Here is a 12,873-nt window from a genome sequence, read left to right as displayed (position 1 = left end):
GCTGAGTTGTCGAGACATCGTAAGGAAGCGCAGCATGCTGGAGAATTATCTCCCGATTTTGTTGTTTATCATTATCGGCATCGGCTTTGGTGTTCTGCCATTGCTGGCTGGTTTTGTATTAGGACCTCGTCATCCGGATAGTGAAAAACGCTCAGCGTATGAATGTGGGTTCGAGCCTTTTGAAGATGCTCACATGAAGTTTGATGTTCGTTATTATCTCGTCGCTATTCTCTTTATTATCTTCGATTTAGAAATCGCATTCCTGTTCCCCTGGGCCATCGTATTAGATGAGATCGGTGTATTCGGACTCCTAGCCATGTTCTTATTTCTGGGTATTCTGGTGGTTGGGTTTGTGTATGAGTGGAAAAAAGGAGCGCTGGAATGGGAATAGAAGGTGTTCTTGAAAAAGGCGTTGTCACCACCTCTGCTGACAAGCTGATTAATTGGGCAAGAACCGGATCCTTATGGCCAATGACATTTGGCCTGGCCTGCTGTGCTGTGGAAATGATGCACGCGGGTGCTGCACGTTATGATCTGGACCGATTTGGCATTGTATTCAGAGCCAGTCCTCGTCAATCTGATGTAATGATCGTTGCCGGTACACTGGTAAATAAAATGGCGCCGGCACTTCGTAAAGTATACGACCAGATGTCTGAACCACGCTGGGTGATTTCAATGGGTTCCTGTGCTAACGGCGGCGGTTATTATCATTACTCTTATTCTGTAGTCCGTGGTTGTGACCGGATTGTACCCGTAGATATCTATGTTCCGGGCTGCCCCCCAACGGCTGAGGCATTACTGTACGGAATATTACAACTGCAGAAAAAAATTCACCGTACTAATACCATAGCCAGACAACCCTGAAAGCGACCTGTTTTATGATGCAAACCCTAAAAGCTAAACTTGAACAGGATTTTTCAGAAGCCTTGCTGGACTGTGAGCTGGTTCGAGATGAAATCACTTTGCATGTGGCTGCAGAGCACCTTATCAACGTTTGCACAACACTACGCGACGACTATCAATTTGAGCAATTGATGGATTTGGCGGGAGTGGATTACTCAGAGTACGGTGGTAGCAGTTGGGAAACGAAACAATCAACAGAGTTTGGCTTTAGCCGGGCTGTAGATGGATTGGGTCATGCAGAACCGGTGACGGATGGTTATCGGTTTGCTGTGGTTTATCAGTTGCAGTCAATCAAACATAACCAACGCTTACGATTAAAAGTCAGACTGGCTGCCGAACAACCCCTCGTCGACAGCGTAACAAGTGTCTGGGCAAGTGCGGATTGGTATGAACGTGAAGCCTTTGATATGTTTGGTATTTTATTTGAAGGTCATCCTGATTTACGTCGCATTTTGACCGACTACGGCTTCGTCGGCCACCCGTTTCGCAAAGACTTCCCACTTATTGGCAATGTTGAGATGCGTTACGATGAAGACAAGAAACGCGTGGTGTATGAACCGGTCAGCATTGAACCAAGAACCCTGGTACCCAGGGTGATTCGTGACGATAACCGTTATCTCAGGGATGAGAAATAATGGCTGAGATAAAAAATTTCACACTGAACTTTGGTCCGCAACATCCGGCTGCGCATGGTGTGCTTCGCCTTATTCTGGAAATGGATGGCGAAGTCATTGTCAGAGCGGATCCGCATGTTGGTCTGCTGCATCGGGGTACCGAAAAACTGGCTGAATCCAAGCCGTTTAATCAAAGCATCGGTTATATGGATCGTCTCGATTATGTATCGATGATGTGTAACGAACATGCCTATGTGATGGCTATCGAAAAACTGATTGGTATCGATGTGCCCATCAGAGCGCAATACATCCGCGTCATGTTTGATGAGATTACCCGGGTGTTAAATCATTTGATGTGGCTGGGAGCGCATGGCCTTGATATTGGTGCGATGACTGTTTTTCTTTATTGCTTTCGTGAACGTGAAGATTTGATGGATTGTTACGAGGCGGTATCTGGGGCAAGAATGCATGCCACCTATTACCGTCCCGGCGGCGTTTACCGCGATTTACCCGATAAGATGCCTCAATATCAAACATCTAAATGGCACAACGAAAAAGAGATAAAGAAAAAGAATCAAAACCGAGAAGGCAGTCTGCTCGATTTTATTGAAGACTTCACACAACGATTTCCTCATTGTGTCGACGAATACGAGACCTTATTAACCGACAACCGTATCTGGAAACAACGCACTGTCGGTATTGGTGTGGTTAGTCCGGAGCGAGCCTTGCAACTTGGTTTTTCAGGGCCAATGTTACGAGGTTCAGGTATTGAATGGGATTTACGCCGTAAACAGCCTTATGAAGTCTACGACCAATTGGACTTTGACATTCCGATAGGTAAGGAGGGCGACTGCTACGATCGTTATTTAGTCCGCGTAGCCGAGATGCGTGAGTCTAACCGCATTATCAAACAATGTGTGGATTGGCTTAAAGCGAATCCGGGGCCTGTGATCGTTGACGATACTAAAGTCGCTCCACCCAAACGCAGTACGATGAAAAATGATATGGAAGCCTTGATCCATCATTTCAAATTATTTACTGAAGGTTATTGTGTCCCTGAAGGTGAAGTCTACAGTGCGATTGAACATCCCAAAGGCGAGTTTGGTATTTATATGATTTCGGATGGGGCCAATAAGCCTTATCGTGTAAAAATTCGCGCGCCAGGATTCCCACATCTGGCGGCTATGGATGAGATGGCAAAAGGCCATATGCTGGCGGATGTGGTTGCCATTATCGGTACGATGGATATTGTGTTTGGTGAGATTGACCGATGACAGAAATGGTATTAACCGGACCTAAACAGACTTTATTCACGGAGCAGCTGCGTGCTGAGTTGGATAAGTGGATAGCCAAATACCCGATAGGCCGGGCTCAGTCGGCAGTCATTCCATGTTTACATATTCTGCAAGAAGCCAATGGTGGCTGGCTTTCCAGAGCCATTATGGATGCGTTGGCGGAATACTTATCCATGTCAAACATCAGTGTCTACGAGGTGGCTACCTTTTACAGCATGTTTGAAATGGAGCCGGTTGGTAAACACAAGATCAGCCTGTGTACCAATATCTCTTGTATGTTGTGCGGATCAGAGGAAATTCTTGAACATTTGCAGCAACGCTTATCCATTAAGCCAGGGGAAACAACAGAAGATGGTTTGTTCACGTTAAAAGAAGTGGAATGTCTTGGCGCTTGTGTCGGTGCACCAATGCTGTTGATGGATAAGCAATATCATGAGTACCTCACCAAAGAAAAAATTGATGCTTTAATTGACGGGGTTCAGTCATGAAGCTGGATCAAGTCTGCTTTCGTACCAGCCATCTGTCTCCTTCGTGGACCTTGGAGGCCTATCGTCAGGTAGGTGGTTATCAGGTGCTTGAAAATATCTTGAGTAATAAGCTCAAACCTGAATCTATCATCGAACAGATTAAAAACTCGGCATTACGTGGCCGTGGTGGCGCCGGTTTCCCTACCGGTTTGAAATGGAGCTTCATGCCCAGACGTTTGCCCGGCGATAAATATATTGTCTGTAATTCTGATGAAGGTGAGCCCGGCACCTGTAAAGACCGTGACATTCTCAGGTTTAATCCACACCAGGTGATAGAAGGCATGATTATCGCCGGTTACACCATTGGTGCCCAAACGGGTTACAACTACATCCGTGGTGAATTTTATGAGCCAATAGAACGCTTTGAGGCGGCATTGGAAGAAGCCAGAGAGGCAGGTTATCTAGGTAAGGATATTCTGGACAGTGGCTTTAATTTTCAGTTGCATACACATATCGGTGCTGGCGCTTATATTTGTGGGGAAGAAACCGCCTTACTCGAATCACTGGAAGGCAAAAAAGGTCAGCCTCGTTATAAACCCCCTTTTCCTGCCGGTTATGGCTTATATGGCAGGCCGACCACGATTAACAATACTGAAAGTCTGGCGTCTATACCCGTGATTTTGCAGCATGGTGCTGACTGGTTTCATGACTTGGGAACACCGAATAATGGTGGCAGCAAAATTTTCTGTATGACCGGCCATGTCAATAAACCCGGTAACTATGAAGTACCGCTCGGTACTCCCTTTGCTGAGTTATTGGAATTAGCCGGTGGCGTCAGACATGGCCATCAATTAAAAGCGGTGATTCCTGGTGGCTCATCCACGCCTGTGGTGCCCGCTGATATCATGATGGGACTGGATATGAGCTATGACGGCATTGCAAAAGCACGTTCAATGCTGGGTGCTGGTTCGGTGATTGTTATGGATGATTCAACTTGTATGGTGAAGGCCTTACAGCGTATTGCTTATTTTTATTATGAGGAGTCGTGCGGTCAGTGTACGCCATGTCGGGAAGGTACTGGCTGGTTATATCGGGTTGTGAAACGGATTGAAGAAGGCCAGGGCAGACAAGAAGATTTAGATCGGCTGGTGGATGTTGCTGAAAATATTAATGGCAATACGATTTGCGCCTTGGGTGATGCTGCCGCGGCCCCGGTTGTCAGTTTCATCAAACATTTTCGTGATGAATTTCAATACCACATCGATCACGGTCGGTGTATGGATAACACAGCGTGAAGGCTGAGTAGACATGGTTAATATCGAAATCGACGGTATTCCGCTGAAAGTGGATTCAACAAAAATGATTATTCAGGCTGCTGATGAGGCGGGCATTGATATTCCGCGTTTTTGTTATCACAAAAAGCTGTCGATAGCGGCGAACTGCCGGATGTGCCTGGTTGAAGTCGATAAGTCCCGTAAAGCGCTGCCAGCCTGCGCGACTCCCGTTACGGAAGGCATGAAGGTGTTTACTCATTCCAAAGTGGCGGTCAATGCTCAACGCAGTGTAATGGAATTTCTGCTGATTAATCATCCACTGGATTGCCCTATCTGTGATCAGGGGGGGGAATGCGAGTTGCAAGATCTTTCCATGGGGTATGGCGAAGGCGTCAGCCGCTTTACAGAAGGCAAACGTGTTGTCAAAGACAAGGATATCGGACCTTTGATTCGTACCGATATGACACGTTGCATTCATTGCACTCGTTGCGTTCGCTTTGGTGTGGAAATCGCCGGCGTTAAAGAGCTTGGGGCAACTGGGCGTGGCGAACATATGGAAATCGGTACCTATGTCGAGCACAGTCTGGTTTCAGAGCTATCCGGCAATATTATCGATCTGTGTCCTGTGGGTGCTTTAACCTCAAAACCGTTTCGTTATAAAGCCCGTGCCTGGGAAATGAAAGCCCATCCTTCTATCGCGCCTCATGATGCCATTGGTTCCAATATTGAGCTGCATGTCAGACAAAATGATGTGATGCGTGTGGTGCCAAGAGATAACGAGTCTATCAATGAGGCCTGGTTATCAGATAGAGACAGGTTCTCTTATCAAGGGTTGGCACATTCAAAACGACTCACTGATCCGATGATTAAGGTGGAGGGTGACTGGCAGGTGGTTGATTGGCAAATCGCGCTGGAAACAGCGGTAAAAGGTTTGCAAACCGTTATTAACAAACATGGAGCAGAAGAGGTGGGGGGCTTAATTTCCCCCACAGCGACCCTGGAAGAAGCGTTTCTTTTTCAGAAATGGCTGCGGGGCTTAGGTGTTGATAATATTGACCATCGCCTGCGTCAGCAGGATTTTTCAGATCATCCAGAACAGTACCCTCTGGATAATTGGACATTGGCAGAAGTGCAGGAAAGTGATGCTGTTGTCTTGATTGGCAGCAATATCCGGGCTGAACAACCTATCCTTGCTCATCGGATAAGACAGGCGGCCTTGGCTGGAGCGGCAGTAACTAATATCAACTTTTTCCTGACCGATATGCTGATGCCGGTTGAGTATGAAATGGCTGTTGATATCAATGCAATGCTCACAACATTAGCCGGTGTTGCCAAAGTATTATCGTCAATTGCCAATGACACTGATGATCAATGGCAGGCTTTATATCCGGAACGTACGCCCAGCGCGTTTGAGCAAAATGTGGCAATGCAATTATCCAATGCCACTAATGCAACACTTATTGTGGGAGATTTAGCCAATCAGCATCCCAATGCAGCGAAAATTCGTGCTCTAGTGCAGAAGATTGCCGAGTTATCTGGCAGCCGTTGTGTTGTGATGCCATCAGCCAATAGTCAGGCTCATTTGATTGCCAATACGCTACCCGGTGATGCAGCTAAGAATAGTCTGCAAATGTGGCAACAGAGTCTGCGGGCTTATGTACTGATGAACTTTGATGCATTACAGGATACTGCGGTGCCAGCAATAGCCAAACAGGCATTAAAACGCGCTAGTTTTGTGGTGGGGCTGCATAGTTTTGACAGTGAATTTTTAAGACAAACGGCCGATGTGATATTACCCACGGCCTGTTTTACTGAAACATCGGGCACGTTTGTCGGAATGGATAAACAATGGCAGCAGTTTGCTGGTGCTGTTGCCCCCAGAGGCGATAGTCGGCCTGGTTGGAAAATTCTGCGTGTACTGGGCAATGTCAGTCAAATTGAAGGGTTTGACTATATTTCATCACAAGATGTGGTGGATGAGATTCGACAAAGCCAGACCGACATACAGACTAAGACGGTTTCACCTTATATCCCTGATTCATTGACGGCAGAATCAGAGTTGATGATGATTTCTGAAGTGCCAATGTATCGGACTGATGTGTTACTAAGACACAGTGACGCATTACAAAAAACGCCTGAAACTCAGCGTGCCCAGTTTGCCCGTATCAACAGAAAAGAAGCAGAAAAATGGGGTTTGAACCATCAAACGCCGTTGACGCTGACACAAGAAGAGAAAGTGGTACGCTTACCATTAGAGATTGATGACAATATTGCAGATGGCTGCGTGTATGTCGCCGCCACTACAGATGCGGCTAACCGCTTAGTCAGCTTATTTGGTCAGGTCTTTGTTTCTCAAAGTGAGGCAGCCACATGATCGATATGTTTTTACAGGATATCTTGCCGAATCTGCTGAAGATCTTATTAATTATTGTGCCTTTAATGCTGTCAGTTGCTTATCTGACTTACGCCGAGCGTAAAGTGATTGGTTATATACAAACGCGGATTGGTCCTAACAGAGTCGGTCCATGGGGATTATTACAACCGATAGCAGATGGCCTGAAACTGTTACTTAAAGAAGTGATTTTCCCAGCAAAATCCAATTTATATTTGTTTCTGATAGCGCCTGTTTTGGCGATTGGTCCGGCGCTGGCGGCCTGGGCGGTAATGCCGTTTGATGATGGCATGGTGTTGGCTGACATTGATGCTGGTCTTCTGTACATCTTAGCGATCACTTCAATGAGTGTATATGGCGTGGTGGTGGCAGGTTGGGCATCTAATTCTCGTTATGCCTTTTTAGGCGCATTACGTAGTGCTGCACAAGTGGTGTCGTATGAAATTGCTATGGGATTTGCTTTGGTCGGTGTACTCATTGCGGCTGGTAGTCTGAATCTCGGTGAGATTGTGCTGGCTCAGCAAGGTGGCTTCTGGCACTGGTATTTCATACCGCTGTTTCCGTTGTTTATTGTTTATTTTATCTCCGGGGTGGCCGAGACCAACCGGGCGCCGTTTGATATTGCTGAAGGGGAGTCTGAAATCGTCGCCGGTTTCCATGTGGAATATTCCGGGATGGCGTTTGCTATTTTTTTCCTCGCTGAATACGCCGATATGATTTTGATTTCCATGCTGGCTGCGACGCTATTTATGGGCGGCTGGTTATCACCATTTGATGGTATCCCTGTGTTGGAAACGGCTTTTGCATGGGTGCCTGGTTTGGTGTGGTTATTAGCAAAAACCGCCATATTCTTGTTTATGTATCTGTGGTTTCGAGCAACATTTCCGCGTTATCGTTATGACCAGATTATGCGTTTGGGCTGGAAAATATTTATCCCGGTGACACTTGTTTGGTTGGTGATTGTATCGACGGCTCAAGTGTTGGATATCGGGCCTTGGTTTACAGAAAGTGCAGTATTAACTGCGGGAGGGGGATGATGTCAGGTCTCCGTCATTTTTTTAAAAGTTTTTTATTGTGGGAGCTCAGTCAGGGACTTCGTTTAACTGGGCGTTATTTATTTGCTGGTAAGGTGACGGTTCAATACCCTGAAGAAAAAACACCTCAGTCACCCCGGTTCAGAGGACTTCATGCATTAAGGCGTTACCCGAATGGCGAGGAACGCTGTATTGGCTGTAAATTATGTGAGGCTGTCTGTCCGGCATTAGCCATTACTATCGAAACCGAGCCCAGAGATGACGGCAGTCGTCGCACCACACGTTACGATATTGATTTGTTTAAATGTATTTATTGTGGGTTTTGTGAAGAGTCCTGTCCGGTCGATTCCATTGTCGAAACTCGTCATTTTGAGTTCCACTTTGAAAATCGAGGCGAACAAATTATGACTAAAGATAAATTACTGGCAATAGGGGATAAGTATGAGCCAGAGATTGCTGCTGATCGTGCGGCTGATGCACCATATCGTTAGGATGACTGACTAGTGGAAAGCATTATCTTTTATACCTTTTCTGCAATTTTATTGTTTGCTGCAACGATGGTGATAACAGTACGTAACCCAGTGCGGGCAGCGTTATTTCTGGTGTTAGCCTTTTTCACCAGTGCTGGTATCTGGCTAATGCTAGAAGCAGAGTTCCTTGCCATTAGTCTGGTCCTTGTCTACGTGGGGGCGGTGTTGGTGCTGTTTCTCTTTGTCGTGATGATGCTGGATATTGATCTGGCTCCACTCAAAGAAGGTTTCACGCGTTATTTACCACTCGGCATTATTGTGGCGGCGTTGATTGTGGTGGAGATGATTGCTGTGTTGAATGCTCCACAATTTAATATTAGCGCCGCTGCAGAGACTGATGCCAGCAATACCAAAATGTTGGGACGATTGTTGTATACCGTCTATGTGTATCCGTTTGAAATTGCCTCTGTCATTTTAACGGTTGCCATTGTGGCGGCCATCACACTGACATTGCGTGAACACCATCGTAAATTGCAGGATCCGGCTAAACAGGTGACAGTTAAATCTACAGATCGGCTCAGAATGGTGGATCTTCGGCAAAAACAGCAAGGAGAGGGGAGAGAGCCATGATTGTGTTATCTGACTATCTTATTCTCGCTGCCATATTGTTCAGCTTGTCTTTAGCGGGCATTTTTTTGAATCGTAAAAACATCATTATTTTATTGATGTGTATTGAATTGATGCTGTTAGCGGTAAATCTTAACTTTATTGCTTTTTCACACTTTCTGGGAGACCCCGCCGGTCAGGTGTTTGTGTTCTTTATCTTAACGGTGGCAGCAGCGGAAGCGGCTATTGGTCTGGCTATTTTGGTGGTTTTATTCCGTAATCTCAGCACCATTAATGTGTCTGACCTTGATAGGTTAAAGGGGTAACGAATGCCACAGAGCTTGCTGCTTGCCATTGTTATCGCGCCTTTGTTTGGCAGTATCGCTGCAGGTTTGTTTGGTCGCCATTTGGGACGAAGCTGGACGCATCGGATTACTATTTTTTCTGTAGGCGTTGCTTTCTTTTTATCTGCCTGGGTACTGAAGCTCGTTACTATTGATGGGTTGACCTATAACGGTATGGTTTATCAATGGTTACAGGCTGGCTCATTGCAGCTTGAAGTCGGTTTTATGATTGATAGCTTAAGTGCTGTGATGATGACCGTGGTGACCTTTGTTTCGCTGATGGTGCATATCTACACCATTGGTTATATGCACGATGACGATGGTTATTGTCGTTTCTTTAGTTATATTTCGTTGTTTACCTTTGCCATGCTGATGCTGGTGATGGCGAATAACTTTATGCAGCTATTTTTTGGTTGGGAAGCCGTAGGGCTTGTGTCCTACCTATTAATTGGTTTTTGGTATAAAAAACCGACGGCGATTTATGCCAATCTTAAGGCTTTTCTGGTCAATAGAGTCGGGGATTTTGGCTTTTTACTGGGCATTGCTGCGGTACTGATGTATGCCGGGAGTCTGGATTATGTGACGGTCTTCCAACAAGCGCCACACATGGCAGAAGAAACCATTAGCCTGTTTCCTGATGTGACATGGTCAGTAATGACACTGACCTGCATATTATTATTTATCGGTGCTATGGGTAAGTCTGCACAAGTACCATTACATGTTTGGTTGCCAGATTCGATGGAAGGGCCGACGCCTATTTCAGCACTGATCCATGCGGCGACCATGGTGACGGCCGGTATTTTCATGGTGGCGCGTATGTCACCTTTGTTTGAGCTTTCAGAAACGGCATTGTCATTTGTACTGATTATTGGCGCCATTACTGCCTTTTTTATGGGGCTGCTGGGGTTAGTTCAAAACGATATTAAGCGTGTTATCGCTTATTCGACCTTGTCACAATTAGGTTATATGACGGTGGCATTAGGTGTGTCAGCCTATGCCGCTGGTGTCTTCCACCTGTTGACGCATGCTTTTTTCAAAGCCTTACTTTTCTTGGCGGCAGGTTCGGTGATTATCGCTATGCATCATGAGCAGGATATGCGCAAGATGGGCGGGCTGAAAAAGTATATGCCGATAACTTACTGGACCAGCCTGATTGGTTCCTTAGCGTTGATCGGTTTCCCTGGTTTTGCCGGCTTCTTTTCTAAAGATGCCATCATTGAGGCTGTCCATGCTTCGAATATACCCGGTCATAGCTTTGCCTATTTTTCTGTGTTATCGGGCGTATTAATCACATCCCTTTATAGTTTCCGCCTGTTTTTTATGGTGTTCCATGGTAAGCCACGATTTAACACTGAGCACGGACATCAGCCTAAGGAGTCTCCATGGGTGGTCACCTTGCCATTGATACTGCTGGCAATCCCTTCGGTTATTGCTGGTTACTGGATCGGTAGCGTGGTCTACGGTGAGTTTTTTGCGGATGCTATTTATGTGGCAGCAACTCATGAAATTCTAGCTGAGCAGGCAACAGAATTTCATGGTGTGTTGAGCTTTATATTGCACGGGCTCACGGCGGCTCCGTTCTGGTTGGCCATGGCGGGTATCGTGATAGCTTGGTTTTTATATTTACGGCGACCTGATTTACCGGCTGTTTTACAGAATAAAGGTCAGTTTATTTATCAAATCCTGATCAATAAATATGGTTTTGATGACTTTAATCAGACGGTGATTGCTGGTGGCTCCCGTCAACTAGGCCAGCTTTTATGGCGAGTTGGTGATCGTATTCTAATTGATGGTGCCCTGGTGAATGGTTCAGCCAAGACGGTGGCATGGTGTTCACGTTTAGCCAGACAGATACAGACTGGCTATTTGTATCACTATGCCTTTGCAATGATTATTGGTGTGGGCCTGTTACTCACCTTTTTTGTAGCATGACAGGGACGGAATAGAAACCATGCTGACACAACTCCCATTGTTAAGTCTGATTATCTGGTTCCCCATTGCTGCAGGCTTGTTATGCCTGTTTTTGAATGATCGGGAATGCCTGAGTAAATGGCTCGCGGTGGGGACAGCGTCACTGACTATTTTATTATCCATCGCTCTGTATATCGGTTTTGACAATACCTCATATCAAATGCAGTTTGAGGAGTTGCATCCTTGGATTGCGACGTTTGCTATTAATTATCACCTTGGTATTGATGGGTTTTCTTTACCATTAATCATTTTAACAACGATTTCGACATTGCTGGTTGTAGTGGCGGGCTGGCGTGTCATTGAATATCGCTTAAATCATTACCTGGCAGCCTTTTTGATTATGGAAGGTTTGATGCTGGCGGTATTTTCAGCATTGGACGCCATATTGTTTTATGTGTTTTTTGAAGCCATGCTGATTCCATTGTTTTTGATTATCGGCATCTGGGGTGGGCCGAATCGCGTTTATGCCACGATCAAATTCTTTTTGTATACGTTTTTTGGTTCGGTGTTTTTATTAATTGCTCTGCTGTATTTGCATCACGTTGCAGGCAGTTTTTCATTGCTGGATTATCATGCGGTCACTTTATCCATGACCGAGCAAACCTGGCTGTTTTTTGCCTTTTTGATTGCATTTGCAGTCAAAGTACCGATGTGGCCAGTGCATACCTGGTTACCAGATGCACATGTTGAAGCCCCTACCGGCGGTTCAGTCATTTTGGCGGCTATTACCTTAAAGATTGGCGGTTATGGTTTTATCCGATTCGCCTTACCTATTACACCGGATGCCAGTATGGTTTTTGACTGGTTATTGATTACCTTGTCATTGATTGCTGTGGTTTATATTGGTTTTGTGGCACTGGTACAGAGGGATCTGAAAAAATTAATTGCCTATTCGAGTATTGCTCATATGGGCTTTGTGACGCTGGGCTTATTTATTGTTTTCAGAATATTTTTCAACTCAGCAACAGGTAGTGGCGCAGTGCTGGCAGTGGAGGGTGCCATGGTGCAGATGGTGTCACATGGCTTTATTTCCGCAGCGATGTTTTTGGCTGTCGGTGTGTTGTATGACCGGATGCATACCCGTGAAATTAGTGCTTATGGTGGGGTTATTAATACCATGCCGACATTCACAGCGTTTGCGGTATTTTTTGCCATGGCAAATGCCGGTCTTCCAGGCACATCAGGTTTTGTGGGTGAGTTTATGGTGATTCTGGCTGCTTTTCAGGCGAATTTCTGGTTTGCTTTTCTGGCAGCGACAACCTTAATTCTTGGTGCAGCCTATACCTTGTGGATGGTGAAACGGGTCTTTTTTGGTGAAGTGGCAAATCAACACGTTGCTGAACTGGAAGATATTAATACTCGTGAATTTATGCTATTAGCGAGTTTAGCGGTGATTGTTTTAGTGTTAGGTCTCTGGCCTGATCCATTGTTAGACGTGATGCACGCTTCTGTTGAAAATTTATTAACACAAGTGTCTCAATCCAAGCTCTAAAAGGACAACTC

At 45.7% G+C, this 12,873-nt stretch carries 13 protein-coding genes; all 13 read left to right on the top strand.

What is annotated here, in order from left to right:
• Positions 1–34 precede the first annotated feature (34 nt).
• The 13 genes from AC13DA_RS07955 to AC13DA_RS07895 are packed head-to-tail and all read left to right on the top strand — an operon-like array spanning position 35 to position 12,862.
• On the top strand, positions 35–391 hold the full coding sequence (locus tag AC13DA_RS07955; protein WP_007146561.1) for an NADH-quinone oxidoreductase subunit A: 357 nt from the start codon (positions 35–37) through the stop codon (positions 389–391).
• Entirely contained in the window at positions 382–864 is a 483-nt protein-coding gene (locus tag AC13DA_RS07950) for a NuoB/complex I 20 kDa subunit family protein (protein WP_007146560.1), read from the top strand. Before AC13DA_RS07955 ends, AC13DA_RS07950 begins: the two co-directional genes overlap by 10 nt.
• A gap of 14 nt (positions 865–878) precedes the next feature.
• The gene (locus AC13DA_RS07945) at positions 879–1,538 is read left to right on the top strand and encodes an NADH-quinone oxidoreductase subunit C (RefSeq protein ID WP_273179990.1); all 660 of its coding nucleotides are present in this window, start codon (positions 879–881) and stop codon (positions 1,536–1,538) included.
• A complete protein-coding gene (locus AC13DA_RS07940) occupies positions 1,538–2,791 on the top strand; it encodes an NADH-quinone oxidoreductase subunit D (protein ID WP_473799001.1) in 1,254 nt (417 codons plus the stop codon). Before AC13DA_RS07945 ends, AC13DA_RS07940 begins: the two co-directional genes overlap by 1 nt.
• The gene (gene nuoE / locus AC13DA_RS07935) at positions 2,788–3,300 is read left to right on the top strand and encodes an NADH-quinone oxidoreductase subunit NuoE (RefSeq protein WP_284450661.1); all 513 of its coding nucleotides are present in this window, start codon (positions 2,788–2,790) and stop codon (positions 3,298–3,300) included. Before AC13DA_RS07940 ends, nuoE begins: the two co-directional genes overlap by 4 nt.
• The gene (gene nuoF / locus AC13DA_RS07930) at positions 3,297–4,574 is read left to right on the top strand and encodes an NADH-quinone oxidoreductase subunit NuoF (RefSeq protein ID WP_284450662.1); all 1,278 of its coding nucleotides are present in this window, start codon (positions 3,297–3,299) and stop codon (positions 4,572–4,574) included. Before nuoE ends, nuoF begins: the two co-directional genes overlap by 4 nt.
• 13 nt (positions 4,575–4,587) lie before the next feature.
• Complete coding sequence (nuoG, locus tag AC13DA_RS07925) at positions 4,588–6,927, top strand: NADH-quinone oxidoreductase subunit NuoG (protein ID WP_284450663.1); 2,340 nt, start codon at positions 4,588–4,590, stop codon at positions 6,925–6,927.
• Positions 6,924–7,982 (top strand): NADH-quinone oxidoreductase subunit NuoH, encoded by a 1,059-nt coding sequence (gene nuoH / locus AC13DA_RS07920; RefSeq protein ID WP_273180004.1) that lies wholly within the window; start codon positions 6,924–6,926, stop codon positions 7,980–7,982. Before nuoG ends, nuoH begins: the two co-directional genes overlap by 4 nt.
• Positions 7,979–8,470, top strand: a complete 492-nt coding sequence (gene nuoI / locus AC13DA_RS07915) for an NADH-quinone oxidoreductase subunit NuoI (protein WP_284450664.1) — start codon at positions 7,979–7,981, stop codon at positions 8,468–8,470. The genes nuoH and nuoI overlap by 4 nt, the downstream gene beginning before the upstream one ends.
• Positions 8,471–8,482: 12 nt before the next feature.
• Positions 8,483–9,079, top strand: a complete 597-nt coding sequence (locus tag AC13DA_RS07910; protein WP_284450665.1) for an NADH-quinone oxidoreductase subunit J — start codon at positions 8,483–8,485, stop codon at positions 9,077–9,079.
• Positions 9,076–9,381 carry an NADH-quinone oxidoreductase subunit NuoK gene (nuoK, locus tag AC13DA_RS07905; RefSeq protein ID WP_091712823.1) on the top strand — a complete coding sequence of 102 codons (306 nt, stop codon included), beginning with the start codon at positions 9,076–9,078 and terminating at the stop codon, positions 9,379–9,381. Before AC13DA_RS07910 ends, nuoK begins: the two co-directional genes overlap by 4 nt.
• A gap of 3 nt (positions 9,382–9,384) precedes the next feature.
• A complete protein-coding gene (nuoL, locus tag AC13DA_RS07900; protein ID WP_284450666.1) occupies positions 9,385–11,331 on the top strand; it encodes an NADH-quinone oxidoreductase subunit L in 1,947 nt (648 codons plus the stop codon).
• Positions 11,332–11,350: 19 nt separating this feature from the next.
• Complete coding sequence (locus tag AC13DA_RS07895) at positions 11,351–12,862, top strand: NADH-quinone oxidoreductase subunit M (RefSeq protein WP_284450667.1); 1,512 nt, start codon at positions 11,351–11,353, stop codon at positions 12,860–12,862.
• Positions 12,863–12,873 lie beyond the last annotated feature (11 nt).

The organism is Methylophaga sp. F-2 (assembly GCF_056859315.1).
This window is presented reverse-complemented; position numbering and strand designations above follow the sequence as displayed.

Excerpts from the sequence above, each read along its gene's own strand:
- AC13DA_RS07940 (WP_473799001.1), top strand. The coding sequence starts at position 1,538 with ATGGCTGAGATAAAAAATTTCACACTGAACTTTGGTCCGCAACATCCG.
- AC13DA_RS07950 (WP_007146560.1), top strand. The coding sequence starts at position 382 with ATGGGAATAGAAGGTGTTCTTGAAAAAGGCGTTGTCACCACCTCTGCT.
- AC13DA_RS07945 (WP_273179990.1), top strand. The coding sequence starts at position 879 with ATGATGCAAACCCTAAAAGCTAAACTTGAACAGGATTTTTCAGAAGCC.
- AC13DA_RS07895 (WP_284450667.1), top strand. The coding sequence starts at position 11,351 with ATGCTGACACAACTCCCATTGTTAAGTCTGATTATCTGGTTCCCCATT.
- nuoH (WP_273180004.1), top strand. The coding sequence starts at position 6,924 with ATGATCGATATGTTTTTACAGGATATCTTGCCGAATCTGCTGAAGATC.
- nuoI (WP_284450664.1), top strand. The coding sequence starts at position 7,979 with ATGATGTCAGGTCTCCGTCATTTTTTTAAAAGTTTTTTATTGTGGGAG.
- AC13DA_RS07955 (WP_007146561.1), top strand. The coding sequence starts at position 35 with ATGCTGGAGAATTATCTCCCGATTTTGTTGTTTATCATTATCGGCATC.
- nuoK (WP_091712823.1), top strand. The coding sequence starts at position 9,076 with ATGATTGTGTTATCTGACTATCTTATTCTCGCTGCCATATTGTTCAGC.
- nuoL (WP_284450666.1), top strand. The coding sequence starts at position 9,385 with ATGCCACAGAGCTTGCTGCTTGCCATTGTTATCGCGCCTTTGTTTGGC.
- nuoF (WP_284450662.1), top strand. The coding sequence starts at position 3,297 with ATGAAGCTGGATCAAGTCTGCTTTCGTACCAGCCATCTGTCTCCTTCG.
- nuoE (WP_284450661.1), top strand. The coding sequence starts at position 2,788 with ATGACAGAAATGGTATTAACCGGACCTAAACAGACTTTATTCACGGAG.
- nuoG (WP_284450663.1), top strand. The coding sequence starts at position 4,588 with ATGGTTAATATCGAAATCGACGGTATTCCGCTGAAAGTGGATTCAACA.